General features: G+C 39.4%; 28 protein-coding genes and 1 pseudogene. 21 read left to right on the forward strand and 8 right to left on the reverse strand.

The features are described from left to right. The first annotated feature begins 2 nt into the window (after positions 1 to 2). Together NSS65_RS08730 and NSS65_RS08735 are read left to right on the forward strand one after the other, a co-directional pair. Positions 3 to 752 carry a poly-gamma-glutamate hydrolase family protein gene (locus NSS65_RS08730; RefSeq protein ID WP_034281917.1) on the forward strand — a complete coding sequence of 250 codons (750 nt, stop codon included), beginning with the start codon at positions 3 to 5 and terminating at the stop codon, positions 750 to 752. Between the two features lie 162 nt (positions 753 to 914). Next, the gene (locus NSS65_RS08735; RefSeq protein ID WP_034281920.1) at positions 915 to 2,063 is read left to right on the forward strand and encodes a Rap family tetratricopeptide repeat protein; all 1,149 of its coding nucleotides are present in this window, start codon (positions 915 to 917) and stop codon (positions 2,061 to 2,063) included. Between the two features lie 89 nt (positions 2,064 to 2,152). Here the strand turns inward: NSS65_RS08735 and NSS65_RS08740 are convergent, their stop codons facing one another. After that, positions 2,153 to 3,478, reverse strand: coding sequence for a S8 family peptidase (locus NSS65_RS08740; RefSeq protein WP_034281922.1), 1,326 nt, complete (start codon positions 3,476 to 3,478; stop codon positions 2,153 to 2,155). Positions 3,479 to 4,062: 584 nt separating this feature from the next. On the opposite strand from NSS65_RS08740, the gene NSS65_RS08745 reads away from it, so the two are divergent. Together NSS65_RS08745 and NSS65_RS08750 are read left to right on the forward strand one after the other, a co-directional pair. Beyond that, positions 4,063 to 4,797: a poly-gamma-glutamate hydrolase family protein gene (locus NSS65_RS08745; RefSeq protein WP_024427035.1), complete on the forward strand. Its 735-nt coding sequence runs from the start codon at positions 4,063 to 4,065 to the stop codon at positions 4,795 to 4,797. A 76-nt stretch (positions 4,798 to 4,873) separates the two neighbouring features. Further along, positions 4,874 to 5,323, forward strand: a complete 450-nt coding sequence (locus NSS65_RS08750; RefSeq protein ID WP_034281924.1) for an OsmC family protein — start codon at positions 4,874 to 4,876, stop codon at positions 5,321 to 5,323. Between the two features lie 47 nt (positions 5,324 to 5,370). Here NSS65_RS08750 and NSS65_RS08755 read toward each other — a convergent pair whose 3' ends face one another. From NSS65_RS08755 to NSS65_RS08770, 4 genes are all read right to left on the reverse strand, one after another. Beyond that, positions 5,371 to 5,739 carry a multidrug efflux SMR transporter gene (locus tag NSS65_RS08755; protein WP_034281925.1) on the reverse strand — a complete coding sequence of 123 codons (369 nt, stop codon included), beginning with the start codon at positions 5,737 to 5,739 and terminating at the stop codon, positions 5,371 to 5,373. A 15-nt stretch (positions 5,740 to 5,754) separates the two neighbouring features. Continuing rightward, entirely contained in the window at positions 5,755 to 6,072 is a 318-nt protein-coding gene (locus NSS65_RS08760; protein WP_034281927.1) for a multidrug efflux SMR transporter, read from the reverse strand. 69 nt (positions 6,073 to 6,141) lie between these two features. After that, on the reverse strand, positions 6,142 to 6,612 hold the full coding sequence (locus tag NSS65_RS08765) for a TetR/AcrR family transcriptional regulator (protein ID WP_342467374.1): 471 nt from the start codon (positions 6,610 to 6,612) through the stop codon (positions 6,142 to 6,144). 112 nt (positions 6,613 to 6,724) lie between these two features. Continuing rightward, the gene (locus tag NSS65_RS08770; protein ID WP_041117464.1) at positions 6,725 to 6,985 is read right to left on the reverse strand and encodes a hypothetical protein; all 261 of its coding nucleotides are present in this window, start codon (positions 6,983 to 6,985) and stop codon (positions 6,725 to 6,727) included. Positions 6,986 to 7,089: 104 nt separating this feature from the next. Between NSS65_RS08770 and NSS65_RS08775 the strand changes: the two genes are divergently transcribed. The 9 genes from NSS65_RS08775 to NSS65_RS08815 all read left to right on the forward strand — a co-directional run bounded on the left by NSS65_RS08775 (position 7,090) and on the right by NSS65_RS08815 (position 13,960). After that, entirely contained in the window at positions 7,090 to 7,491 is a 402-nt protein-coding gene (locus tag NSS65_RS08775) for a YmaF family protein (RefSeq protein ID WP_034281930.1), read from the forward strand. 70 nt (positions 7,492 to 7,561) lie between these two features. Next, a complete protein-coding gene (gene miaA, locus NSS65_RS08780) occupies positions 7,562 to 8,518 on the forward strand; it encodes a tRNA (adenosine(37)-N6)-dimethylallyltransferase MiaA (protein WP_034281931.1) in 957 nt (318 codons plus the stop codon). A 25-nt stretch (positions 8,519 to 8,543) separates the two neighbouring features. Beyond that, positions 8,544 to 8,765, forward strand: coding sequence for an RNA chaperone Hfq (gene hfq, locus NSS65_RS08785; RefSeq protein WP_024424088.1), 222 nt, complete (start codon positions 8,544 to 8,546; stop codon positions 8,763 to 8,765). A gap of 162 nt (positions 8,766 to 8,927) precedes the next feature. Then, positions 8,928 to 9,248, forward strand: coding sequence for a YmzC family protein (locus tag NSS65_RS08790; protein ID WP_024424087.1), 321 nt, complete (start codon positions 8,928 to 8,930; stop codon positions 9,246 to 9,248). A 79-nt stretch (positions 9,249 to 9,327) separates the two neighbouring features. Further along, positions 9,328 to 9,540: a hypothetical protein gene (locus tag NSS65_RS08795; RefSeq protein WP_034281933.1), complete on the forward strand. Its 213-nt coding sequence runs from the start codon at positions 9,328 to 9,330 to the stop codon at positions 9,538 to 9,540. A gap of 265 nt (positions 9,541 to 9,805) precedes the next feature. Continuing rightward, on the forward strand, positions 9,806 to 10,198 hold the full coding sequence (gene nrdI, locus NSS65_RS08800) for a class Ib ribonucleoside-diphosphate reductase assembly flavoprotein NrdI (protein WP_008360380.1): 393 nt from the start codon (positions 9,806 to 9,808) through the stop codon (positions 10,196 to 10,198). Continuing rightward, on the forward strand, positions 10,158 to 12,260 hold the full coding sequence (gene nrdE, locus NSS65_RS08805) for a class 1b ribonucleoside-diphosphate reductase subunit alpha (RefSeq protein ID WP_024424086.1): 2,103 nt from the start codon (positions 10,158 to 10,160) through the stop codon (positions 12,258 to 12,260). The genes nrdI and nrdE overlap by 41 nt, the downstream gene beginning before the upstream one ends. A gap of 17 nt (positions 12,261 to 12,277) precedes the next feature. Next, on the forward strand, positions 12,278 to 13,258 hold the full coding sequence (gene nrdF / locus NSS65_RS08810) for a class 1b ribonucleoside-diphosphate reductase subunit beta (RefSeq protein ID WP_024424085.1): 981 nt from the start codon (positions 12,278 to 12,280) through the stop codon (positions 13,256 to 13,258). Positions 13,259 to 13,342: 84 nt separating this feature from the next. Continuing rightward, entirely contained in the window at positions 13,343 to 13,960 is a 618-nt protein-coding gene (locus NSS65_RS08815; protein ID WP_024424084.1) for a hypothetical protein, read from the forward strand. A gap of 67 nt (positions 13,961 to 14,027) precedes the next feature. Here NSS65_RS08815 and NSS65_RS08820 read toward each other — a convergent pair whose 3' ends face one another. Next, positions 14,028 to 14,786: an N-acetylmuramoyl-L-alanine amidase gene (locus tag NSS65_RS08820; RefSeq protein WP_024427042.1), complete on the reverse strand. Its 759-nt coding sequence runs from the start codon at positions 14,784 to 14,786 to the stop codon at positions 14,028 to 14,030. A gap of 320 nt (positions 14,787 to 15,106) precedes the next feature. On the opposite strand from NSS65_RS08820, the gene spoVK reads away from it, so the two are divergent. From spoVK to glnA, 5 genes are all read left to right on the forward strand, one after another. Beyond that, positions 15,107 to 16,066 (forward strand): stage V sporulation protein K, encoded by a 960-nt coding sequence (spoVK, locus tag NSS65_RS08825; RefSeq protein WP_024424083.1) that lies wholly within the window; start codon positions 15,107 to 15,109, stop codon positions 16,064 to 16,066. Positions 16,067 to 16,187: 121 nt separating this feature from the next. Continuing rightward, on the forward strand, positions 16,188 to 17,459 hold the full coding sequence (gene hflX / locus NSS65_RS08830) for a GTPase HflX (RefSeq protein ID WP_034623554.1): 1,272 nt from the start codon (positions 16,188 to 16,190) through the stop codon (positions 17,457 to 17,459). A gap of 6 nt (positions 17,460 to 17,465) precedes the next feature. Further along, positions 17,466 to 18,746, forward strand: a complete 1,281-nt coding sequence (locus tag NSS65_RS08835; RefSeq protein WP_065214383.1) for an aminotransferase class I/II-fold pyridoxal phosphate-dependent enzyme — start codon at positions 17,466 to 17,468, stop codon at positions 18,744 to 18,746. 91 nt (positions 18,747 to 18,837) lie between these two features. Then, a complete protein-coding gene (locus NSS65_RS08840) occupies positions 18,838 to 19,248 on the forward strand; it encodes a MerR family transcriptional regulator (RefSeq protein ID WP_034281940.1) in 411 nt (136 codons plus the stop codon). 60 nt (positions 19,249 to 19,308) lie between these two features. Continuing rightward, complete coding sequence (glnA, locus tag NSS65_RS08845; protein WP_024427046.1) at positions 19,309 to 20,643, forward strand: type I glutamate--ammonia ligase; 1,335 nt, start codon at positions 19,309 to 19,311, stop codon at positions 20,641 to 20,643. Positions 20,644 to 20,985: 342 nt separating this feature from the next. Here the strand turns inward: glnA and NSS65_RS08850 are convergent, their stop codons facing one another. Further along, positions 20,986 to 21,483: a GNAT family N-acetyltransferase gene (locus NSS65_RS08850; protein ID WP_041117472.1), complete on the reverse strand. Its 498-nt coding sequence runs from the start codon at positions 21,481 to 21,483 to the stop codon at positions 20,986 to 20,988. 196 nt (positions 21,484 to 21,679) lie between these two features. Here NSS65_RS08850 and NSS65_RS08855 point away from each other — a divergent pair. Further along, positions 21,680 to 21,778 (forward strand): annotated as a pseudogene (locus NSS65_RS08855) (hypothetical protein); the annotation flags it as partial. A 36-nt stretch (positions 21,779 to 21,814) separates the two neighbouring features. Here the strand turns inward: NSS65_RS08855 and NSS65_RS08860 are convergent. Further along, positions 21,815 to 22,060 carry a hypothetical protein gene (locus tag NSS65_RS08860; protein ID WP_231122761.1) on the reverse strand — a complete coding sequence of 82 codons (246 nt, stop codon included), beginning with the start codon at positions 22,058 to 22,060 and terminating at the stop codon, positions 21,815 to 21,817. 211 nt (positions 22,061 to 22,271) lie between these two features. On the opposite strand from NSS65_RS08860, the gene NSS65_RS08865 reads away from it, so the two are divergent. After that, entirely contained in the window at positions 22,272 to 23,111 is an 840-nt protein-coding gene (locus tag NSS65_RS08865) for an SMI1/KNR4 family protein (protein WP_065214384.1), read from the forward strand. 557 nt (positions 23,112 to 23,668) lie between these two features. Next, complete coding sequence (locus tag NSS65_RS08870; RefSeq protein WP_041117476.1) at positions 23,669 to 24,778, forward strand: RapH N-terminal domain-containing protein; 1,110 nt, start codon at positions 23,669 to 23,671, stop codon at positions 24,776 to 24,778. Positions 24,779 to 24,944: the final 166 nt, after the last annotated feature.

The following is a 24,944-nucleotide window of genomic DNA, read 5'->3' on the forward strand; positions in this document are numbered from 1 at the left end:
AAATGAAAAGGTTACTAATATGTGGATTCATCTTTCTTATTCTGTGTACTCTTTTAATGGTGAAATGCAGCCATTCTGTTCAAGAAAAAAAAGAGCAAAAGCAGCATCATCAAGAGGTAGAAAAGTATCAAAAAGAGCGAAAACAAGGCGATCAATATGAAAACTTTAAACAGCTCATGCGATATGAAAGAGACGGTTATGAGATAGAATTTCACGAAAAGGGCGGAAGTGATTTACTCGTATTTTCTCCTCATGGAGGTGACATTGAACCAGGAACAAGTGAAATTGTAGAAGCCTTTCAAGAAAGCTACTCTACGTATTTGTTTGAAGGTACAAAGCAAGACAATAACCGGGACCTGCATATCACGAGTACCAATTTTGATGAACCCATTTTGGTTCAAATGATTAAAACGTATCCTTTTTCAATTTCCATCCACGGCTATAAAAGTGATAAAAGACACACGCTCGTTGGCGGCACAAATGAAAAAATGCAAAGAGCAGTTGTACGAGAACTAAAAGATCGGGGATTTTCCGCAGAAATGGTACAAAAAGGCGAACGGCTTTCTGGTACAGATCCCAAAAATATAAATAATCGAAATGCGAGTGGTGAAAGCGTTCAGCTCGAAATTAGTACAGCGCAAAGAGAAGCTTTTTTTGACAATTTTGATACGAGAAAGGGAAAGAAAAAAGCATTCAGACGCTATATTAATGCGTTAAAAGAAGTGCTCAGAGAATTCGACCCTTCTTCGTAATAAAATTTTGATGGGCAAAAGTACTCTATTTAAACTTGGTAAAAAAGATAGGAATATGCGATTTGAACATAAAATATGTAATAACTTACAATTTGCCTTAAAAACATAAATTATGTAAAATAATAGTTATCAGTTTGATATGATAGAATGGGGCTGAAGTGGATGGCACACAAAATACCATCTTCCGAAGTAGGTGTAAAGATCAATCAATGGTACACGCATATTTGCAAATTTGAAGTTGAACAGGCAAACGGCATGAAGCGCCTTGTTGAAGAAGAAATTCATGATATGGAAGAGGATCAAGATTTACTCCTATACTATTCTCTAATGGATTTTCGCCATCAAATGATGCTTCAGCACTTAGCGCCAGTCCATGCAGGGAGTGAAACGCTTCAAGCAGTGTCCTTTCCTAAAGAAATTGACGATGCAGAAGATGAGATGACAGGCTTACTCGGCTATTATTTTCATTTTTTTCATGGAATGTATGCGTTTATCCAGCGCCGCTATATCGAGGCCATTTCATATTACAAGCATGCTGAACATCAACTGATTTTAGTGACAGATGAGATTGAAAAAGCAGAATTTTACTATAAAATCGCAGAAGTATACTATCATATGAAACAAACCTATTTCTCCATGCACTACGCTAAAAAGGCAAGAGACATCTACAAGAAACATCAGCTTTATGGAAAAAGAAGCATTCAATGTGATTTTGTCATGGCAGGTAATTGGATTGATGTTAATCAGTATCAAAAAGCGCTTCCTTATTTAGAAAAAGCGTTAAAGGTCTGTGAAGCGATGGAACAAAAAGAATGCACATCTTACTTTAAAGCAATGGCTCTTAATAACTTAGGCACTTGCCATTATAGTATGGGAACGTACCATACAGCGACTGTCTTTTTTGAACAAGCCATCTCACTTTATCAGAAAGATCAAGCATCCACGATGATCAAATCATTGTTTTCACTTGCCCTTACTTGTTTTAAACTCGGAGATATTCAGCGGGCGGGGGAGGCCATATCTACAGGAATGAAAGAGGCTTGTGTATTGGAAGATGAAATTTATCAGTTGAAATTCCAATTTTTGCAGGCGCTCTATATAGAGAAAGACGGCTGTGAGCAATTGAGGTCGGCCCTTTTTGGTCTGAGAAATAAAAAAATGTTTGCTGATTTAGAGGAATTAGCGCTTGATGCGGCTAATTATTATAAGGAACGCGACATGTACAAGGAATCCTCCACTTTTTTTGAGATTGTGATCGAAGCGCGTACGCACATTCAAAAAGGAGATGAGATGTATGAGAACGAAGCATAACATGTCAGCTGCTCAAGTAGATGAAAGACTTCACACTTAAAAATGAGACAAACAACACCCTTTACGCAAAACGTAAAGGGCTTTTTTCTTTATTCTTTGATTGCTTTTTCTGCGTCAATTGCACCTGCTCCATAAATCATCGGGTCATCCCCAGACCACTTGCCAGTATTTTCTTTTAACAGGGTTTTGACTTCATCTGGCGTTAAATCCGGTGAATGCTCTAATAGTAGAGCGCAAATACCAGCACAAATCGGTGTTGCCATCGATGTGCCAGATAACGTTGTATAATCCTCATCGACTCTGCTTGATTTATCGAGTTTATCCAGAAAGGATCTTGGTGATCTGAGAGAAACGATGTTTACGCCTGGTGCGAGGATATCAGGCTTTGCTTCCCCATAAACAGTTGGCCCTCTGCTGGAAAACGGTGCCACGACATCGTCACTTGATTCTGGTGTATTCCTGTCATCGTAGGCTCCGACCGTAATGACTTTTTGGCTGACAGCAGGGCTTGCAATTGTCTGGCTGTTAGGACCAGAGTTTCCTGCAGCGACGCATACAACAATGCCTTGATCCCAAGCCGCATTGACAGCACGCACCATTGGATCGTCCTGTTCGTCATCATAACGCTGCGCAGCACCGCCTAGCGACATACTGATAATATGAATCGGATCATCAGGGTGGTCTTCGTTGAACTGTATGCACCATTCAACACCTTCTATAATAGTAGAAAGTGATCCAGCGCCTTGTTTATTTAACACTTTCACGCCAATCAGATTTGCTTTTGGGGCAGGTCCTTTGTATAAGCCATCTGAAGCGGCTCCATCTCCCGCGACATCTCCCGCGCAGTGAGTACCGTGGCCATTATCATCATAAGGCTTTGTTTTTTGTTTGACGAAATCCACAAAATCTCGAATTCTTCCATCTAAATCTTCATGCGGATAAATTCCTGTGTCAATGACAGCGACCGTAATGCCTTCTCCGGTTAAAGTTGTCCCGTTTCGGATGACTTCTTCAGCATGACTTGCTTGTGCGGCTACATCCAGCAGCGCATGAACTTTCCGGTCTAAATAAATTTTACGAATATGCTCCCCATTTGCTAATAGCTCCTCTAAAGCAGCAGGCGTTAGATCAGCAGCGCAGCAATTGATATGGGAAAAATGCCGTTTTATATTTGTTTTTCTGCTTTTTTTCATGAGCTGTTTTGTGCTTTGAATCCCTGCTTCGGCTGCACCTTCCTTAAATTCAATGATCACACGAAGCTTCTTTTTCTTCTTCAGCCTGCCTTCGAAAAAACGATGAAGAAAGCATGGCGTCCATTTAAAAGGTTTATAAAGGTGAAGAACGGTCTCTCTTAAAGGCTGATCTAGTTTACTAGCATGTGTTCTGACCATTTGCACCATAGAAAATCCAAACATGTGATGCCCTCCATTCCAGCTATCCATTCTCGTACACTCTTACGTTATGAGAATGAGAACTGCTTGGTTCGGATTCTTGTCCCTCCTTTTCTTTATATTGGCGGCTTGCTTATGTCTTTCAAAAAAGAAAAGCGCTTACATTTTGTAAAATAATAGAAAAAGGTGGAAATCATATAGAATCTGCCGATGATAGGTGGGAGAGTTCTTCTGAGAGAACCAGTGAAACAAAGGATTTTGCAGAAAAAGGAGGGCTGTGGACAGGGTCAATGCTCATATAAATGTGATGCGTGACAGATGGAAAACATCAAATCCTTATCAAAAAAAGCCGAATTAAAGAAAACAGACTGGATAGGACTAGGTCATATTAAACATAACGTCATTTGTTTGTCATACTATTCTAACTCTGTTTTCAAAGAGGAGAGGCGTTTCTGTGTATATAAATGCAATTATCTTATTTTTGAGGAATCTCATGATCTAGAGTGTTATGATCAAACGTGAAGAGAAAATGTGGAAAAAATGATAAGAAATGATGATTCAATATAAATCATAGAAACGGCTTAGAAATCTGTTAAAGGAGAACGGGAATGAAGAAGTTTTTTGCTTTGCTTCTCCTGCTTGCGATCGGATGGGGCGTTTATTATACCATGCAAGCACAGGAACATGATGAGCCAGTGTCATCAGGTGGGGAAGACGAAAGCGGTTCAAATGATATTTATCGAAATTTTAAAGAACTTGAAGAAAACGAATCAACGAGCAGCTATAACATTACAGCCAACCCAGTGCCCGGCAGCCGCCTTCTTGTGATGTCACCTCATGGCGGGAGGATCGAAGGCGGCGTGAGCGAGATCGTCCATTTTTTTGACAACGATTTTTCGACGTATTTATTTGAAGGTCTAAGAGAGAATGCATCAGAACTTCATATTACAAGTACAAACTTTGATGAGCCAATCGGCGTCGCGCAGGCAAAAGCACATGATTACATTTTAGCAGTGCATGGATACAAAGGCGAGGAAGGAATTGACCATACTCTCGTCGGCGGAACAGATTACGACCGTGCAGAGAAAATTGTCAACTCATTAGAGCGGAACGGATTTTCTGCTGAACTAGCTGTCGCACACGCAACCCTGAGCGGGACAAGCAATCATAATATTAATAATCTTACAAAAACAGGGCAAAGTGTGCAGCTTGAGATTAGTAGAAGTCAGCGTGAAGCTTTATTTGACAGTTTCGATTTTCGGAGGCGGTCAAGTACAAAAAACGAGACATTCTATCGTTATGTCAGGGCGATTCGGACAGTGCTGGATGAAGAATATACATAATGGCTGTGCACCTGCTAAGACAAGCAGGGGAATTCTTGTTACACTATGAACAGTGATAACAAAAGGAGAGACGGATATGGCGCGTCATCATTTTCATCTTCAGGCAAGCTGGCCTGGTCTGCGTAACGATGTGGGTACAATCGCATGTGAACAATTAAAAACAAAGATTTCGATTCCAAAGGAAATGGACGGTCCTGGTGTTGGAACCAATCCAGATGAGATGCTCTTAGGTGCAGCGGCTACGTGTTATATCATTACACTTGCAGCCATGATGGAGCGGAGTCAATTAGAGAAAGAGGATCTATCGATGAGCTCTGAAGCCGTCGTAGATGTGACAAATGGTGTGTTTACTTATGAGGAAATCATTCATCGACCTGTCATCACCCTTAAAGAGTCCGCTTCTGCACATGAAATTGAGCTTGCTCGTAAGCTTGCGCATAAAGCCGAAAGCTCATGTATGATCTCAAGAGCTGTTCAGGGGAATGTGAACATTTCTTTAGAAGAAACCATTCAAGTCGGCCGTTAAAAACAAAAAAGTCATTTTCTCTTGAAATATGGAGAAAATGACTTTTTTTATGACGTCCATTCGGTTTGATCGAGTTGTGCTTTGGTTTCGTTCTGTTGCTTCTTGGACTGATTTAAGACAATCACGCCGCAGATGACAAGTGCAAGGCCGATGAAGCCTTTCGTGCTGATGGTTTCGTTAAACAGCACAAGTCCTACAAGAGCGGTAAGGGCTGTTCCAACGCCAGACCAGGTTGCATAGGCAGACGAAAGCTCAATGGTTTTTAGTGCCAAACTGAGGAAAGTAAAGGCGCAGCCAAATCCGATCAGTACCCCAATACTCGGTAGCAGCTGCGTAAAGCCTTGTGAAAGCTTCAGCATTGTACTGCCAAAAACCTCCGTTAAAATGGCTCCTGTTAAGTAGAGCATTCCTTTTATGATCTCTCACATCCTTTATGACATATTCAATAGTACGACCCCTGAGACAAGCATCGCCATGCCAATGACTGCTTTTTGGTTCAAGGTTTCTTTGAAAAAGAGCACGCCAAAAATAGCCGTGAGGACCGTACCAACCCCAGACCATGTTGCATAAGACATGCTAAGTGGAATGATGTTCAGCGTCAATGACAGCATATAAAAAGCAAGTGTATAGCCAGCCACTACGGCAGCGCTAGGCTTCCAGCGCGTAAAGCCATTTGATAATTTTAACATCGCGGCGCCAATGGCTTCTGAAAAAATGGCAACAGCCAAAAAAAGATATCCGAGGATCATGATCATCCCTCCTCTAATAGGTGTAAAATCCGATGAAGTAAAAGGGTTTTTTCCTCTCTTTTCAGCGGTTCAAGCTGAAACATTTCTGAAAATCCCATCACATGCAAGGCGGATCAGCTGACTCAGTGCAGGATCGCTTATTTCCTCAGCTGCTTTTTCTTTGAACTCCGCATAAAAATCACGCCAAGGTTGCAGCAGCGCATCATCAAATGACATCGTAGCCAGCATACTTGTACATAGCTGGGTCGTATGCTGCATATCTAAATCATGTAATGTGGCCAATATATATGCGCGTACATAAGGCGCTTTTTCGTGTTTGTATGTTTCTTGATACGTCTCGAGCTGCTGACGAAAACAAAGAATCGCATGCTCATTCATTTTTTGGATGAGCTCTTCCTTGCTTGAAAAATGATAAAACAGACCAGCTTTGGTCATATTTGCATGCTCTGCCACCTGCTGAAGGGTGAGCTGGCTGACTCCTTCTTTTAGAATTGTGCTGGCAGCCGCGTCAAAAATTTGCTCTTTTTTGGTTTTAGACATAAAAAAAACACCTACTTTACTGAACAGTCGGTAAAGTAAATGTTAACCCATGAAAAAAGAGTGTGTCAATCGATTCATTTTATGAACGGATGTTTTCACTTAAACGTCATATTTAATACCAAGGGTATGGTCCATATGGCGGGAATGGCGGATAAGGATATCCAAATCCTGGAGCAAGCAAAGATCCAGCAAGCAGACCGCCAGCAAAACCACCTAAAAATGGAGGTCCAAAGAAAGGTCTTCCAAAGCCAAAGCCTGGGCGGCCAAATCCAAAACCGGGTCTCCCAAATCCAAAACCAGGGCGGCCAAACCCAAATCCAAAAGGTCTTCTCATGTCTTCTTGAATAAACGGAGGTGCGTCAAAATAATTCATAATGAAAGGCTCCTTTCTCATAAAATCACTGTAACTGACACCAGTGTATTCCAGTTGCCTACATATGTTTGGGTGAACGCCTAATATAAGGAGGAATGTTGGAAATGGGCCTGTATCCATCTGATTGGGCAAAGTGTCCGCCGCATGCTCATGCATATAAAGCACGTACGGATGTAACAGAGGGGCATTATCATTTAATAGAAGGTATTTCTCAGCCTGTGAATGGAAGCAATACCGACCGGCATACTCATTTTTATCGCGGAATCACCTCCTTTGAAAGAGGACATTTCCACAGGTACTACGGGGTCACAGGGCCTGCAATTCCAAGAGTGGATGGAACACATTATCACGAGATCGAGGAAGTCACCTATTCAGCCTATCTCGATTCTGTACCCATCCCATATGGAGGTGTCGTCTATAGTCCAGATGAGAAGCGGCCAACCCATAAGCATCGTTTAAAAGGAAAAACATATGAAGTGGTTGGAAATGAACCGCTTGGCTGGTGATGGGCAGGATATAGGAGAGTAAGAAAAGTTATGCTATACTGTAGGCAGTTTTGTAAAAGTGAGTGATGTTATGAATAAAGCGAAGCAGCCAGTAATCGTGTTAGTAGGGCCGACAGCTGTCGGCAAAACCAAATTGAGCATTGATATAGCCAAAGCATTTAATGGAGAGATTATCAGCGGGGATTCGATGCAGATTTATAAAGGGATGGATATCGGAACAGCTAAAATCACCCCCGAAGAAATGAATGGCATCCCGCACCATTTAATTGATATTAAACAGCCGGACGAATCTTTTTCGACAGCTGAATTTCAGCAGCTGGTTCGTTCGAAGATCAAAGAGATTGCCGCTAGAGGGAAAACGCCAATGATTGTCGGCGGAACAGGCCTCTATATCCAATCTGTTTTATATGATTACACATTTACGGATGAGAAAAGTGATCCTGCTTTTAGAGAAGAAATGACGCTCTTTGAACAGCAGCACGGCGCGCTTTTGCTGCACGAAAAGCTAAAGGCAGTAGATCCTGATGCGGCAAACGCTATTCATCCAAATAACGTCCGCCGCGTGATCCGGGCGCTGGAAGTGATTCATACAACAGGTCAGAAAATGTCTGAGATGCAAAACGGGCATCAAGAAGTTCCTCTTTATGATACAGCCTTCATTGGGCTGAAAATGGATCGAGAGGTTTTGTACGAGCGCATTCATCAAAGAATTGATATGATGATAGATGAGGGCTTAATTGAAGAAGTGAGAGCACTTTATCAATCTGGCTTGAAGGATTGTCAGTCTGTTCAAGCCATTGGTTATAAAGAGCTGTATGCCTATTTTCAAGGTGACTGCTCACTTGATGAAGCCATCCAGCAATTAAAGCAAAATTCCCGTAGATATGCGAAGCGTCAGTTCACGTGGTTCCGTAATAAAATGGCGGTCACTTGGTTTGATATGACACCGCCTTGCCACTTTTCAGACAAAAAAGAGGAAATTTTCGCATATATAGCAGGAAAGCTTGGACTTAAAGCGAAACTGTAGTTATCAGAATCAAGGAGGACGAAACATGAAACCGATTAATATTCAGGAGCAGTTTTTGAATCAGATCCGCAAAGACAATACATTTGTCACAGTATTCTTGCTGAATGGCTTTCAGCTTCGCGGTCAAGTGAAAGGGTTTGACAATTTCACGGTGCTGCTTGAAACAGAAGGGAAGCAGCAGCTTATTTATAAACACGCCATTTCTACATTTGCACCTCAAAAGAATGTAAATCTAGAATTAGAATAGGATATGTTGTATTTAAAATAGCCCCATGCCTCTGCGAATAAACCGGCCGGAACCCGCTACGTTTTTTGTCAGTGCAGAGGGGCTATTTTGTATGCAATGAAACTTTTCTGCCAATTTTCCGTATAATTCCTTATTGGATATTAGAAGGGTGAGGGGATTCATATGGAAAATGCAGAGCTTGAATTAAGAAGGATTAGAGTGATCCTCCTTTTGATTGGAATTGTTGTCTTGTTTGGATCGTGCGCTATCTCAAACATTGAAACGAGACAAGAAAGTTGGAATAACCATTCTCATGAAAATGCAGATGGAGTTTTACCATCATCTGCTGCACTAAAAAATAATCATTTTGCTGTTGTGAAAGATGATCAAGTACATGTGTACCGGTTTGATGAAAAAGAAGGAGAGCTGACTCTCGTTACAACGAAATACATAGATGAATGGGACGACGAAGAATATGATGATGACCTTGATGAAGAAGAGTAAGCACGTAAATTTACAAATGAATGTGAAGCCGCTACACTATAATCATGCATCAGACATCTAGACAGAAAAGGATGAGTTCATGACACATAAAATTAAAATTAATCATTGGGAACAAACTTGTGAAGACGACTCCTGTTTCGAATATGGAACAAGCGTTTCTGTAAATGGGAAAGAATTAGTGAGAGAAGCTTCAATCGTCTCTGCGCTTGAAGCGGTGCTAAAAGAATTAGGTGTTGACGTGGAAATTACAGAAGTGTCAGAAGATTTACAGTGCGATGCCTACAAAAAATAAAACAAAAAGTCTAGTCTACTAAGCGATTTTTTTTCGTGTTATGATAGATTTCGGTTTCAGTTGAATAGGGAGTAGAGCAGTCTATTTTTAGATCCTGTTCTGCTCTATTTATTTGAACGTACGAGTTCGGCTGTGAAGGTTCGGCCGGGTTGGTTGATTTTTTTCGTTTTGAACATCTATATGTTGTGTTTTGAAAAAACATAGTATACTATATATAGTGAATAACGAAATGATCAACAATACTAAAAACTAGGTCGTGATGGAATTGATTCAAATCGTATTTGATTCAAAAACAGGAAATGTTCAACGCTTTTTGGACAAGACCCCTTTTACAGACAAACGAAAATTGACTGGAGAAGAGTTTTTGGATACGCCGTTTATTCTCGTCACCTTTACGACAGGATTTGGACAAGTCCCTAGTACCACTCAGTCCTTTTTAGAGAAAAATGCTCACCTTTTACTAGGTGTTGCGGTGAGTGGCAACAAAGTGTGGGGAGATAATTTTGCAAAAAGCGCCGATACGATTTCTAAACAATATCAAGTTCCTATTTTGCACACCTTTGAACTAAGCGGAACAAAAAGGGATGTTGAATTGTTTACACAGGAGGTAGAAAGAATTGTCACAAAATCAGGTTCCAAAGTGGATACAATTAAATAACGAAATTATGATTCAAAAAGAAGGAAAGTTTCAGTTCGATAAGGACAAAGAAGCTGTACATAGTTATTTCGTAGATTACATTAATCAAAACACGGTCTTTTTTCACAATCTAGAAGAGAAGATTGATTACTTAATAGAAAACGACTACTATGAGGAAGAATTTTTAAGACAATACAGCATGGCAGATATTAAAGAAGTCTTTGAAGCTGCATATGCCAAAAAATTTAGATTCCCATCATTTATGAGTGCGTTTAAGTTTTACAATGACTATGCACTGAAAACAAATGATAAAAAGAAAATCCTTGAACGCTATGAAGACCGCATTTCAGTTGTTGCTCTTTTCTTTGCGGGTGGGGATAAAGAAAAAGCACTTGAGTTTGTAGAACTGATGATCAATCAAGAGTACCAGCCAAGTACACCAACCTTCTTGAACGCTGGACGTAAAAGACGCGGTGAGCTTGTGAGCTGCTTCTTGCTTGAAGTAAATGACTCACTAAACGATATTTCAAGAGCGATTGATATTTCCATGCAGCTGTCAAAACTAGGCGGCGGCGTCAGTTTGAACCTGTCAAAACTCCGTGCAAAAGGCGAAGCAATCAAAGATGTCGAAAACGCGACAAAAGGTGTCGTCGGCGTGATGAAGCTTCTTGATAATGCATTCAGATATGCAGATCAAATGGGGCAAAGACAAGGATCAGGCAGTGCTTACCTGAATATTTTCCACAGAGATATCAATGATTTCTTAGATACGAAAAAAATCTCTGCCGATGAAGATGTTCGCGTGAAAACTCTGTCCATTGGAGTCGTCATCCCAGATAAATTTATCGAGCTTGCTAGAGAAGATAAAACAGCTTACACCTTCTATCCTCACACAGTCTATAAAGAATATGGACAGCATCTTGATGAGATGGACATGGAAGAAATGTATGACGAGCTTGTAGAAAACCCGAAAGTCAAAAAAGAAAAAGTCAATCCGAGAAAGCTTCTTGAAAAATTGGCTGTTCTACGCTCAGAATCAGGCTATCCATATATCATGTTCCAAGATAATGTAAACAGAGAGCATGCCTTGAACCATATTTCACGAGTGAAATTCTCAAACCTTTGCTCAGAAGTGCTTCAGGCTTCAGAGGTTTCTTCTTACACGGACTATGATCAAGAAGATGAAATCGGTCTTGATATTTCTTGTAACCTTGGTTCATTAAATATCATGAATGTCATGAAAAACAAATCGATTGAAAAAACGGTTAAGCTTGCAACAGACTCACTAACGCTTGTGTCTGAAACAACAGACATTCGCAATGCACCAGCTGTTCGAAAAGCGAACAAAGCGATGAAGTCAATCGGACTCGGTGCGATGAACCTTCACGGGTATTTAGCTCAAAACCAAATTGCCTATGAAAGTGAAGAAGCAAGAGATTTCGCAAATACATTCTTTATGATGGTGAACTATTATTCAATTAAACGCTCAAGTGAGCTTGCGAAAGAAAAAGGAGAAACATTCCATCGTTATGAAGGCTCTGGCTATGCAACTGGTGAGTACTTCAATAAATACGTGGAAAATGATTTCACACCAAAAACAGAAAAAGCAGCAGCGCTATTTGAAGGCATGCACATTCCAACAAAAGAAGACTGGGCCGCACTCAAAGAATTTGTAGCGGAACATGGCATGTATCACAGCTATCGTTTATGTATTGCACCAACAGGTTCCATTTCCTATGTTCAATCGGCAACAGCCTCTGTGATGCCAATTATGGAACGTATCGAAGAAAGAACATACGGTAACAGCAAAACCTATTACCCAATGCCAGGTCTTTCAGCACAAAACTGGTTCTTCTATAAAGAAGCGTACGATATGGACATGTTTAAAGTGGTCGATATGATCGCAACGATTCAGCAGCACGTCGATCAAGGAATCAGCTTTACACTATTCTTAAAAGATACGATGACAACGCGTGATTTAAACCGCATCGATCTTTATGCACACCATAAAGGCATTAAGACACTTTATTATGCAAGAACGAAGGATACAGGGCAGGAAGGCTGTCTTTCTTGTGTTGTTTGATTAAAGGAGAGTTTAACGTGACAAAAATTTATGATGCAGCCAACTGGTCAAAACACGAAGACGATTTTACACAAATGTTTTACAACCAAAATGTGAAGCAGTTCTGGCTTCCAGAAGAGATTTCCTTAAACGGAGATCTCTTAACATGGAAATATTTAGGTGAAAAAGAGCGAGATACGTACATGAAGGTACTTGCTGGACTGACTTTACTTGATACAGAACAAGGAAATACAGGGATGCCGATTGTTGCTGAACATGTGGACGGCCATCAGCGTAAAGCTGTACTCAACTTTATGGCAATGATGGAAAATGCGGTACATGCGAAATCATACTCCAATATCTTCATGACACTTGCACCAACTGAAACGATCAGTGAAGTGTTTGAATGGGTCAAGAAGAATAAATTCCTGCAAAAGAAAGCAGATATGATTGTCAGTTTATACCGTTCGATTCAAAAGGACGATCCTATTTCTCTCTTTAAAGCAATGGTTGCTTCTGTTTATTTAGAAAGTTTCCTATTTTATAGTGGTTTTTACTACCCGCTTTATTTCTATGGACAAGGAAAGCTCATGCAAAGTGGTGAAATCATCAACTTAATTTTGCGTGATGAAGCGATTCACGGTGTGTATGTTGGATTATTAGCACAAGAAATTTACAACAAACAAACACCTGACGTGCAAAAAGAGCTGTATGATTTCTCTATTGACCTTTTAAACGAGCTTTATGAAAATGAACTTCATTACACTGAAGATATTTATGACCAAGTTAATTTATCGCATGATGTGAAAAAGTTCATTCGTTACAATGCCAATAAAGCGTTAATGAACCTTGGATTTGCCCCTTACTTTGAAGAAGAAGAGATCAATCCTATTGTATTGAATGGACTCAATACAAAAACAAAGTCGCATGACTTCTTCTCAATGAAAGGGAACGGCTACAAAAAAGCAACAGTTGAGCCGTTAAAAGATGACGACTTCTTCTTTGGAGATGAATCATAAGGAAAGCGTAAAAGTCAAAACGCATCACTCGTTTTGGCTTTTTGCCATTTCTAACAATGTGTTACATACTGGAGGTTACCGAACATGGGAAAAATGGACGAAATTATTTTAGTTGCACCACGCGCACGCGTGTTCCAAAACGAAACACTTGCGTTTAATGGTGTGAACAGTGAAGAGAAAACAATCAGCACAATAATGAAAGAAATCGAAGAGCACTTCGAGCAAATGCGAAGAGGCGATGCAGAAGAAAATCCTGACTTCAAGCAGCCGATTCCTTATGTTGTGATTAAGCGTGAGGACGAAGTGTATGTATACGAAAGACTTCAAGGCGGGGGAGAGACTCGCTTACATCATAAGTTATCTCTTGGCTTTGGGGGGCATATGAATTTCATCGAAGGAAAAAACTTTGCTGAGATTCTAAAAGAAAATACAGATCGTGAGCTGGACGAAGAACTTTCTATTCAAGAAGAAGACAAACTTGAAATGAAAACCCTTGGATTAATCAATGACGATGACAACAGTGTCGGCCGTGTGCACATCGGACTGTTATCAGCGCTTGAGCTATCTCCGGGTGCTCATGTGGAAGTAAAAGAAACAGATCAAATCTCAGGAAAATGGATGAAAGCAGCCGATTTGAAAAAGCCTGAATACTTCGACCGTCTTGAAACATGGTCTCAATTTGTTGTCAACATCCTAGCGTAAATGAATACACAACAAACCGGCTCAGCAGAAGACTTGAGCCGGTTTGTTTCGTTACAACAGCTACAGCTTATTGGAAAACGAATGCGTCGTGACCGGCCTGCTTCAATCTTGCGACGAGGTCATCTGCATTTTGTTTTGTACGGAAAGCGCCGGCCTGTACTCGGAACATGCCGCCGTCTAATACAACAAACGCGTCAAAGCCTTTGGATTTAAGTGTTGCTGCTAATTCATCTGCATTGGCTTTCACTTTGAAAGCTCCTGCCTGCACTTTATAAAGATTACTTGCTTTTTTTTTCAATTGAAAGGCTTCTTCTAGACCAGTCGCATGAGCGCGAGCGATGCCTTGAAGGAAGGTTGCGTTGCGGAGCTTATTAGCATCAGCTGCCGTATCAATAAAACCATTCTCTGTTAAAATAGCGGGCATAGAAGTTTCTCGAAGAACGTGGAAGTTCGCAGTTTTCTTGCCGCGGTTCGCAAAATCAACCGAGCGGACAATTTCATCATGAAGGGCATTGCGATACGTGGTGGTCGGTGCTGAAACGCCAGGATACACATAGCTTTCAAACCCTGTGCCCCCGCCAGCATTAATATGAATAGACACGAAATAGTCTGCCCCCCAGCTGTTTGCTGCATTCGTACGCTGGGACAAAGTGACGGATTGGTCAGTTGAACGACTTAAGCGGACGGAAACCCCATCATATTCACTAATCAAAATGTCTCTCAATAAAAGCGCGATTTGAAGTGTTATATTTTTCTCCAAAAGTCCATTAGCACTAGCTCCAGAATCTGTTCCTCCGTGGCCAGGATCAATAAAAATTTTCACCATCTATTCATCACCTCGTCTTTATTTTATGAGAAAATAGAAGAATTGCCTGTACAAAATGCGGAAATCATTGAGACTCTTTTCTGCATCATTTGTGATCAAAAAGCTACATTTTTCTAAGAAAAAGCAAATTGTTGGTTTGTCCGCCCAGACGGGGTGAATACAATGGAAATAGCACATCATTTCCTGGGAAACCGCAGAAATCCCTACAATATTCGGTATCTCGGGTCATTTTGACAGCAAACTTGGGCTTAAGCGGGCGATTGTCACGATTACAGCTCCACCCGAATAGAATAAAGAGAGAAGAGCGAGAGGTGAATACGTTGGAGCGAGCTGTCACATATAAAAACAACGGCCAAATCAATATTATACTTAACGGACAAAAGCAAGTATTGGTTGATGCAGACTCAGAGGCAGAATACCTGGAAGCCTTGCAGAAAAATGAGGCAAAACACAGCATCTTACGGGAAATAGAGCGTGAAATGAACAGCCTTGTCGGTATGGATGAAATGAAACGAAACATAAAAGAGATTTATGCTTGGATTTTTGTTAATCAAAAACGGCAGGAACAAGGGTTAAAGGTAGGAAAACAAGCGCTTCATATGATGTTCAAAGGAAATCCTGGCACAGGGAAAACCACAGTTGCAAGACTTGTCGGGAAGCTTTTCTTTGAAATGAATGTGCTCTCAAAGGGTCACTTAATTGAAGCAGAACGCGGTGATCTTGTTGGAGAGTATATTGGTCATACAGCGCAAAAAACAAGGGATTTAATTAAAAAATCACTAGGTGGTATTTTGTTCATTGACGAAGCCTATTCTCTTGCACGCGGAGGAGAAAAGGATTTTGGAAAAGAAGCGATTGATACCCTTGTAAAACATATGGAGGACAAACAGCACGAATTCATTCTCATTCTTGCAGGCTACTCCAAGGAAATGGATCATTTTCTTTCTTTAAATCCCGGCCTGCAATCAAGATTTCCAATCAACATCAGCTTTCCTGATTATACAGTCGATCAGCTCATGGATATTGCAAAACGAATGATGGCAGACAGAGAATATGTATTTACACAAGAAGCCGAATGGAAGCTGCGGGATTATTTAATGCACATTAAAAGTACCACAAGCCCGGCAAAATTCAGCAACGGCCGGTTTGTGCGAAACACCATTGAAAAAGCCATACGAACCCAGGCGATGAGACTGCTTCTTGTGGATCATTATGATAAAAAAGATCTGCTGACCATTAAAAGTCACGATCTTCAAATGAAAGAGGATACGCCTTCTTGAAATGGCGTATCCTTTTTATAAAGAGTCACTAAAATAAACCATCCGAATAGTGGTATACGTGTGATGTGTTTGGTATGATGGTACTACTGAAAACTTAAGTACAGAAAGGAAACAACTAACGTTGAATGAACATGAAATGACTGAAAAAGCGATCCTTGTCGGCTGCCAATTGCCGCATGTAACGGATGAACGCTTTCAATACTCAATGGAAGAATTAGCTTCATTAACTAAAACGGCTGGCGGTGAAGCTGTCAGCGTGATGACGCAGAAGAGAAATAGACAAGACAGCGCAACGTATATCGGTAAAGGGAAAGTAGAAGAACTTGAAGTGCTTTGCGAGGAACTCGAATGTGATGTCATTATTTTTAACGACGAGCTTTCTCCAAGCCAGCTAAAAGCTTTGGCGACTGCTTTAGATGTGAAAATTATTGATCGTACGCAATTGATTTTAGATATCTTTGCAAAAAGAGCCCGTACAAGAGAGGGGAAGCTGCAAATAGAGCTTGCCCAGCTTCAGTATGCCTTGCCGAGACTAAGTGGACAAGGGATCAGCCTTTCAAGACAAGGGGGCGGAATTGGCGCAAGAGGTCCAGGTGAAACAAAACTTGAAACAGACAGACGCCATATTCGAAACCGCATTCACGAAATTAACGGGCAGTTATCTGCAGTCAAAGAACACCGCACAAGATACCGGGAGCGCCGAAAGAAAAATGGTGTGTTCCAAATTGCCATTGTCGGGTATACGAATGCCGGAAAATCAACTTTGTTTAACCAATTAACAGAAGCGGATAGTCATGAAGAGGACCTGCTGTTTGCGACACTTGATCCAATGACACGTAAGATGACATTAGAATCTGGCTACAGTGTGCTCATTTCGGATACGGTTGGCTTTATCCAAGACCTTCCGACCACACTGATTGCCGCATTTCGTTCCACCCTTGAAGAAGTGAAGGAAGCCGATTATTTGCTTCATGTCATCGACTCTTCTAATGAGGATTATGAAGGACACGAACGAACGGTTCATGAGCTTTTAGAAGAATTAGAAGCGGACCGTATTCCGATGCTGACTGTTTATAACAAGGAAGATCAAATTAGACCAGATTTCATCCCATCTTCAAAGCATCGCCACATCTTAATCAGTGCTAAGCGCAAAGAAGATGTAAAAAGGTTAAAAGCGGATATTATGGCTGAGCTGAAAAAAGCCTTTTTAAAGCCATATCATGTAAAGATTCCAGCGTATGAAGGCAAGCTCATTTCCGCATTAAAATCAGAAACGCTTGTGGAATCACTAGAATTTCAAAAAGAAGCAGAGATATATGACATCACCGGATATAGTGGTGAGGATCAGACCATTTTAGGTCAAATCAAGAAGTATATGTTGGAAAGGAATTAAATCAAGATGTTTCACACATTAAAACACGGCAGTATTTTAGAAAAAGTAGCAGCAGAAACAGAACAAGAGATTTTACACGTGCATCAGCAAATTGATCAAAAGAGCGAACAAAATGAGTGGCGGGTGCTTGAAAGCTATCGAAAGCACAAAGTCAGTGACTCTCACTTTAATCCGACGACTGGATATGGCTACGATGATATGGGGAGAGACACATTAGAAAAGATTTATGCGGATGTCTTCGGCGGAGAAAGCGGGCTTGTGCGTCCGCAGATTATTTCCGGTACACACGCAATTTCCATTGCCTTATTTGGTGTGCTGAGACCTGGCGATGAATTGATCTATATGACGGGAAAACCATACGATACGCTAGAAGAAATTGTCGGGATTCGCGGGAAAGAAGGGACAGGCTCATTAAAAGACTTCCAGATTGACTACAAAGCCATTGATTTACGACAAGATGGATCCGTTGATTATGAGAAAGTTAAAGAGTCAATTTCCTCTAAAACAAAAGTCATCGGCATTCAGCGTTCGAAAGGCTATGCGTCAAGACCATCCTTTACTATAGAAGAAATTGAGCAAATGATTTCATTTGTGAAAGAGATGAATGAAGAAATCATTGTGTTTGTAGATAACTGTTATGGTGAATTTACTGAATTGCAAGAGCCGTGTCATGTCGGAGCTGATCTCATGGCCGGTTCACTCATTAAAAACCCAGGCGGAGGCCTTGCCAAAACAGGCGGCTACATCGTTGGAAAAGAAAAATGGGTAGAAGCTTGCTCTTATCGAATGACTTCTCCAGGCATCGGCAGTGAAGCGGGTGCATCGCTGTATGCGCTCCAGGAAATGTATCAAGGCTTTTTCTTGGCGCCGCATGTTGTGGCTCAAAGCTTAAAAGGCGCAGTATTTACGGCTCGTTTTCTTGAGAAGCTCGGATTCCAAACAAACCCAGCGTGGAATGCGAAAAGAACGGATTTGATTCAATCAGTTGAATTTGGAGATCCTAAAAAAATGATTGCGTTCTGTCAGGCAATCCAGTATGCATCTCCGATTAACAGTCACGTCACACCACATGCAAGCTATATGCCGGGCTACGAGGATGATGTCATTATGGCAGCGGGCACATTTGTACAAGGAGCCAGTATCGAATTATCAGCCGATGGTCCGATCAGACCGCCTTATACTGCCTATGTTCAAGGCGGACTCACGTATGCCCATGTGAAAAATGCGATTTGCAGTGCTGTCGATGCCTTATTGGAACAAGGTTTTATTGAAGTACCTGCTCAATAAAAAAATCCATGTTAATATTCCTAACATCTTGTTGACACATAATATAACATGACATATAATAAATTTAAGCAAAGAGGAGGAGACAGTTGAGATGAGTGATAACATTCGCCGCTCAATGCCTTTATTCCCAATTGGGATTGTCATGCAGTTAACAGAATTATCTGCAAGACAAATTCGCTATTATGAGGAAAATGGTTTAGTATTTCCAGCAAGAAGTGATGGAAACCGCCGATTATTTTCTTTTCATGATGTTGATAAATTACTAGAAATTAAAAACCTCATCGAACAAGGTGTAAACATGGCAGGAATCAAAAAGCTTTTTGCCAAAGCTGAGGCAGAAAATCCATCGTCTGTTACAAAGACGGAGGAAAAAACCACAGCGAAGCACAACTTGACAGATGATGAACTCAGGAAGCTACTGAAGAAGGAACTCATTCAGGCTGGACGTTTCCAACAAGGAACGACCTTTAGGCAGGGGGATATGTCAAGGTTCTTCCGTTAACCAATTAGCAAAAGCATTGCTATACACATTTTACCTTTTGTAGGGGAGGAGTTTTACGAAATGGCAAAGTACACAAGAGAAGATATCGTAAAATTAGTAAATGAGGAAAACGTAAAGTACATCCGTCTGCAATTTACAGACATTCTCGGAACGATTAAAAATGTTGAGATTCCTGTGAGCCAGTTAGAAAAAGCTCTCGATAACAAATGTATGTTTGACGGTTCATCTATTGAAGGATTCGTACGTATCGAAGAATCAGATATGTATCTATACCCAGATCTAAACACATTTGTTATTTTCCCTTGGACAGCAGAAAAAGGTAAAGTTGCACGCTTTATTTGTGACATTTATAAGCCAGACGGGACACCATTTGATGGAGACCCGCGTAACAACTTAAAGCGTATCTTAAAGGAAATGGAAGAACTAGGATTTAGTGATTTCAACCTTGGACCTGAGCCAGAATTCTTCTTATTTAAATTAGATGAAAAAGGCGAGCCAACGCTTGAACTAAATGATAAAGGCGGATACTTTGACCTTGCACCAACAGATCTAGGCGAAAACTGCCGCCGTGATATCGTGCTAGAGCTTGAAGAAATGGGCTTTGAAATTGAAGCATCTCACCACGAAGTAGCACCAGGGCAGCACGAAATTGATTTCAAATATGCAGGCGCAATCCGTTCTTGTGACGACATTCAAACGTTCAAACTCGTTGTCAAAACCATTGCGAGAAAACACGGTCTTCATGCGACATTCATGCCAAAACCATTGTTCGGTGTAAACGGATCTGGAATGCACTGTAACCTATCATTATTTAAAAATGGTAAAAACGCATTCTTTGATGAAAAAGCAGATTTACAATTAAGCGAGACGGCTAGACACTTTATCGCAGGTATCGTCAAGCACGCAACAAGCTTTACCGCAGTCACAAACCCAACGGTTAACTCATACAAGCGTCTTGTACCTGGCTATGAAGCACCTTGCTATGTGGCATGGAGTGCACAAAACCGCAGCCCATTGATCCGTATCCCGGCATCACGCGGCATCAGCACACGCGTAGAAGTGCGCAGCGTAGACCCATCTGCAAACCCATACCTTGCACTAAGTGTATTACTTGCAGCAGGTCTAGACGGAATCAAAAACAAACTAGAAGCACCAGCACCAATCGACAGAAACATCTATGTCATGGACAAAGAAGAGCGTCTTGAAAACGGCATCTCTGACCTTCCTGCAACACTTGCAGAAGCACTCGAGCTGCTGAAATCAAACGAAGTCATGATCAACGCACTAGGCGATCACCTATTCGAGCACTTCATCGAATCAAAAGAAATTGAATGGGATATGTTTAGAACCCAAGTACACCCATGGGAACGCGATCAGTATATGTCTCAGTATTAATAATAAAAACCCCTTGGAGCCATTGGCTTCAGGGGTTTTTATTTTGGTCAAAAAATAACGGAATAATATTTTTGGTCTTTGACCAAAATATGAACAAGAAAATTTGAAGTTATGAATTTAGGCTCACACTGCGAAGCAGAGTGGGTTTGATTTTATTAAATGGTGCGTTTTATCTTAGCGCTATAGCTTTAGGTGGTCTAATTATTGCTGTAATTAAAATAATAAAGAGCCTCTGTCATTTTTGAGAGGCTCTTTATTTTAACCGTAGTACTTTCTAAATTTAAGGGAACCTATACAGCTCCTTTTTTATAATGAAATAAAGCGTATTGTAGATTGAAAACTTCAAGTCATATCTTTTCTTAATTTAAGTAGATTGTACCAAGTGAATCCACCGTGTTGCGAGTGTGATCTTCCATGATTTTTAAAACCAAGTTTTTCATAAAAGGGAATCAATTCTTTCTTACAAGTTAAAGTAATTCCTTCTCTCCTATTTTCTTTAACTAGTTCTTCCATTTTCTCTACTAATAATTTTGCTATCCTTTGGTTTCTAGCTGATTTTGAGACGACCAATCCTAAGATGCTTTGGTATCCACCTTTTGAGGTATTTTCCTTAATTTCTTCAAAAAGATCATCTGTAATATAAGGTTGATTAATAACAGGTCCATTAATATAGCCGACAATATTACCTTCTTTTTCTGCGACAATAAAAGTATCATTTATTAATCGAATCCTCTCAATTATAGCTTCTTTTGTAGCGGCCTCTTCTGTGGAAAAACCCTCATTTTCAATAACTAATAACTCATCTAAATCATCAAGTTGAACATTCCTTAAAATAACCATAATAGTTAGGACTCCTTTATATAATAAAAAATGTTTAAACTATAAAATTTTAGAACCCAAACAATAATTTGTCAAGAAAATCTTATACATTCGATGTATCCAATAAGCATACTCTTTCATAATTTTATAAAATAAATCAATTTCACTTTTAGTAAAACTGTTACGTAGTAAATTATTTGCCTGTGTAAGTGCTCTAATTAACTTAGTCTTTATAGTTGTGAAAATAAATGAATGGTATAAAATGATTTGGCAATTCAGCGTTCCAGACGCAGAGATTTTGAAAGCGGAAGTTGAATGAGAAATAGATAGATTGGAAGAGGATCAAGATCTTCTAATCTATTATCAATTCATTTCCGAATTTAAAAATCCTTCCACCAGCATTTTCACCTAAGGAAGCAATAAGAATTCTTTTTCCATCTTCTCTTATATTTCCAAACTCTTTTTGTTTAAGAGCAGATGGTTTTTCTTCTGCTTCAAGGCCAGCATTTTTAAAAGCTTCAATAATATTGGCTGTCGTGAGCTGTTTTTCATTAGATGCTGCGCTACTGCAACGCAAGCTGTTAGCATAATGAGACAAGTAAAAATGAATACAAAGAATTTCTTCATCATTGATCCTCCTGATTTTTAGGTGCAAAGGAAATTTTAGATGAAGTACCTTCTTTTTACTATTGTTTCGACAAAAATAGACAGCGTAAATAACTAATTAATTCTTTTATTTTGACTAAATTGTTAAAAATAATCATCTGGATGGTATACTTATGTGCATATTGTACTAGGAGGTATTCACCTTGAAACCATTTTGGGAAATAGACGAGGAAGGTTACTATACGTTAAAAAAGATCAACGAATCAGAAATATCTAAGGCTGAAAAGAAACTTGGAGTCACTTTGCCAGATACATATAAAAAGCTCATATTAGAACAAAATGGTGGTTATATATTTCATAATGCTTTTCCAACCAATCACTCTAATTCATGGGCTGAGGATCACATTCAATTTAATCACTTGCTGGGAATTGCTGAAGATGAAGGAATTATGGATAGTGCCTATTTAATAAAAGAGTGGGAGTTGTCAGAAGGGCTTGTTCTAATTAGCGGGGATGGCCATACTTGGGTAGCGATGGATTATCGAAAAACGAAAAAGAATCCTCCAATTCATTATTTTGATGTTGAGATGGAAGAAGACTTTAAATTAGCAGATTCCTTTGATGAATTCATTCAGGGGCTTTATACAGCTGAGTATACTGTTGATGAGGAAGCAGCTGAGGGTGAATATGAAATTCCTGAAGATCATTTAAGTAAAGAAGAACTTGAAGCTATATTTGAATTGGACGTCCTTGATGAAGGTAATCTGCATAAAATTCAATATTACCCAATGGTTGATTTGAACGAAATTGAATGGTTTTTTAAAAAGATGCAATATCACATTGAAAATACAAAAGATGAATATACGCTTTATCAAGTAGCTGATACGATTCTCTGCATTTTCTTATTAAATCAAAATATGCCGATTAACGAAAAAATTAGTGAGATTCTGGATCAAATTGTTAAATTTTTAGAAAAAAATGATAACCCACTACTAGTGAATCTCGGAGAAAATATTGCGATTGAAACAGAATTTCTATCTTAGTAGAACGATCTTAAGTTGTCCTTTCTAGAGAAATTATCGGAAATGGCTAAAGAAGAAAAAGTGAAAAAGCTGATGAATTTAAATTTTGTATTTTTTTCTATAAATATCTGTTAATTTATGACGAATTCCACGCCTCTTTTTCCGTTAATAGGATTGTGAAACTTTGAATCTCTATCTATATATAGGTCTAATTTTAGATGTACGATTAAACCAATCGGCAAATAAAATAAGGGGGCTGAGCTTTTTGTAGTTGAGAACAAATGTTTAATTAACTACTTTGATTTCATTATGATAAGAATATGATTGACCCCTTCATGAACCTGGCTGAAACTCAGTCAGGTCTTTTTTATATCAATTTTAAAACATGAAGGCGGTCATTCTAAAAGAAATAAGTAGGCAGCTCCTCTCTTATAACCAACTCTTTTAATTACACACCATTCAATTATTATCATATTTGCGGGATACCGAAAATTTCTATTATGAGTAGACTCACTTTACATATGTTGTAAATCACGTGTTAGAATATACAAGGGATTTGTTTTGAAGGGGGTAAAGGGATGACAGAATTAATTGCCTCTCAGGAGGTAGGAAACATGTTAAACACCTGGAATCTTGCCATACAAAAAGGGGATTTGTCGGCAGCTATTGAAATGCAAGATGACATAGACAAGGCAATCGAACAAATGGAAGAAAATCAAGATATTCTTTTGTACTATCAACTATTAAGCTTTAGACTTAAGCTGAAACTTCAGAATATTAGCAAAAACCTAGATAAGCCATTCTTTGAGAGGAATGCACCAGACGAAAAAGAAGAGAAGACAAACAAACTCATGTCCTATTACTTCTATTTCTATAATGGGATCTATCATGACTACTTACAAGATTATGATAAGGCGCTAAGTTATTTCAGAATAGCTGAAAAGAAGTTGGCCTATGTCGATGATGAAATAGAAAAAGCAGAATTTCATTATAAATTAGCTGTTCTATTTTATGATTTGAAAATGACTTTCTTATCTAAATATCATGCTCAAATTGCTTGTGACACATTTAATGCACATGAATCATATATCAAAAGACAAATTAACTGTAGAATGCTGCATGCGCTGAACTTAATCGATCAATTTGAATATGAGAAAGCAAGTGAACTTTTTAATGAAGCAGAGAACATGATCCGGAGTATCAATGACAATCATTTAATTATTCATCTCTATTACAGCATGGGTTTTTTGGAAAGCAAAAGAGAGAATGCTGAGAAAGCATCTGCATTTTTTAGACGCACACTGAGTTATGAAGAAATTGAGCAACAAATGTTATTAAAAATGAGATGTTTATATGAACTAGCCAGAATAGAATTATCAAATCAAAGCAATGAAGTGATTGAATGGGTTGATCTAGGCATTTCCTTGTCGGAACAAGTGAACCATCACATTTTTCAAATTAAATTTAAATTGTTAAAAGAACTATTATATGAAACAAATGAAACTCAACAAGCCAATATAAGTAATTTGTGTGCAGAGCTTGAAGAAAGAAGAGTTTGGGTTGATTTAGAGGAAATCTTGGTTGATGTGGCGAAATATTTAGAGGAAAAAGGTTTGTTGCAACAATCATTGAAATACTATAAAAGAGCCTTACATGCAAGTCAATTTGTAGGAAAAGGAGTGAATTAAATGAAAAAGTCTTTTTTTATTCTATTATCAATAGCTGTGGTAGCATTAGGTACACTTTTCTTTACAAATGGTTTCATTCAACCTCAACATGATGATGTCCAAACCGTCGCATCAAGAGGGAGCTCTGGAGGATAATTGGTTAAAAAACGATAAAGTGGATTAAAGT

Origin of the sequence: Bacillus sp. FSL K6-1006 (assembly GCF_038593175.1) — a bacterium.
Lineage (GTDB): Bacteria > Bacillota > Bacilli > Bacillales > Bacillaceae > Bacillus > Bacillus safensis.

Coding starts and splice junctions, on each gene's coding strand:
- NSS65_RS08730 (WP_034281917.1), top strand. CDS start 3: ATGAAAAGGTTACTAATATGTGGATTCATCTTTCTTATTCTGTGTACT.
- NSS65_RS08735 (WP_034281920.1), top strand. CDS start 915: ATGGCACACAAAATACCATCTTCCGAAGTAGGTGTAAAGATCAATCAA.
- NSS65_RS08740 (WP_034281922.1), bottom strand. CDS start 3,478: ATGTTTGGATTTTCTATGGTGCAAATGGTCAGAACACATGCTAGTAAA.
- NSS65_RS08745 (WP_024427035.1), top strand. CDS start 4,063: ATGAAGAAGTTTTTTGCTTTGCTTCTCCTGCTTGCGATCGGATGGGGC.
- NSS65_RS08750 (WP_034281924.1), top strand. CDS start 4,874: ATGGCGCGTCATCATTTTCATCTTCAGGCAAGCTGGCCTGGTCTGCGT.
- NSS65_RS08760 (WP_034281927.1), bottom strand. CDS start 6,072: ATGATCCTCGGATATCTTTTTTTGGCTGTTGCCATTTTTTCAGAAGCC.
- NSS65_RS08765 (WP_342467374.1), bottom strand. CDS start 6,612: ATGTCTAAAACCAAAAAAGAGCAAATTTTTGACGCGGCTGCCAGCACA.
- NSS65_RS08770 (WP_041117464.1), bottom strand. CDS start 6,985: ATGAATTATTTTGACGCACCTCCGTTTATTCAAGAAGACATGAGAAGA.
- NSS65_RS08775 (WP_034281930.1), top strand. CDS start 7,090: ATGGGCCTGTATCCATCTGATTGGGCAAAGTGTCCGCCGCATGCTCAT.
- miaA (WP_034281931.1), top strand. CDS start 7,562: ATGAATAAAGCGAAGCAGCCAGTAATCGTGTTAGTAGGGCCGACAGCT.
- hfq (WP_024424088.1), top strand. CDS start 8,544: ATGAAACCGATTAATATTCAGGAGCAGTTTTTGAATCAGATCCGCAAA.
- NSS65_RS08790 (WP_024424087.1), top strand. CDS start 8,928: ATGGAAAATGCAGAGCTTGAATTAAGAAGGATTAGAGTGATCCTCCTT.
- NSS65_RS08795 (WP_034281933.1), top strand. CDS start 9,328: ATGACACATAAAATTAAAATTAATCATTGGGAACAAACTTGTGAAGAC.
- NSS65_RS08815 (WP_024424084.1), top strand. CDS start 13,343: ATGGGAAAAATGGACGAAATTATTTTAGTTGCACCACGCGCACGCGTG.
- NSS65_RS08820 (WP_024427042.1), bottom strand. CDS start 14,786: ATGGTGAAAATTTTTATTGATCCTGGCCACGGAGGAACAGATTCTGGA.
- NSS65_RS08835 (WP_065214383.1), top strand. CDS start 17,466: ATGTTTCACACATTAAAACACGGCAGTATTTTAGAAAAAGTAGCAGCA.
- NSS65_RS08840 (WP_034281940.1), top strand. CDS start 18,838: ATGAGTGATAACATTCGCCGCTCAATGCCTTTATTCCCAATTGGGATT.
- glnA (WP_024427046.1), top strand. CDS start 19,309: ATGGCAAAGTACACAAGAGAAGATATCGTAAAATTAGTAAATGAGGAA.
- NSS65_RS08850 (WP_041117472.1), bottom strand. CDS start 21,483: ATGGTTATTTTAAGGAATGTTCAACTTGATGATTTAGATGAGTTATTA.
- NSS65_RS08870 (WP_041117476.1), top strand. CDS start 23,669: ATGACAGAATTAATTGCCTCTCAGGAGGTAGGAAACATGTTAAACACC.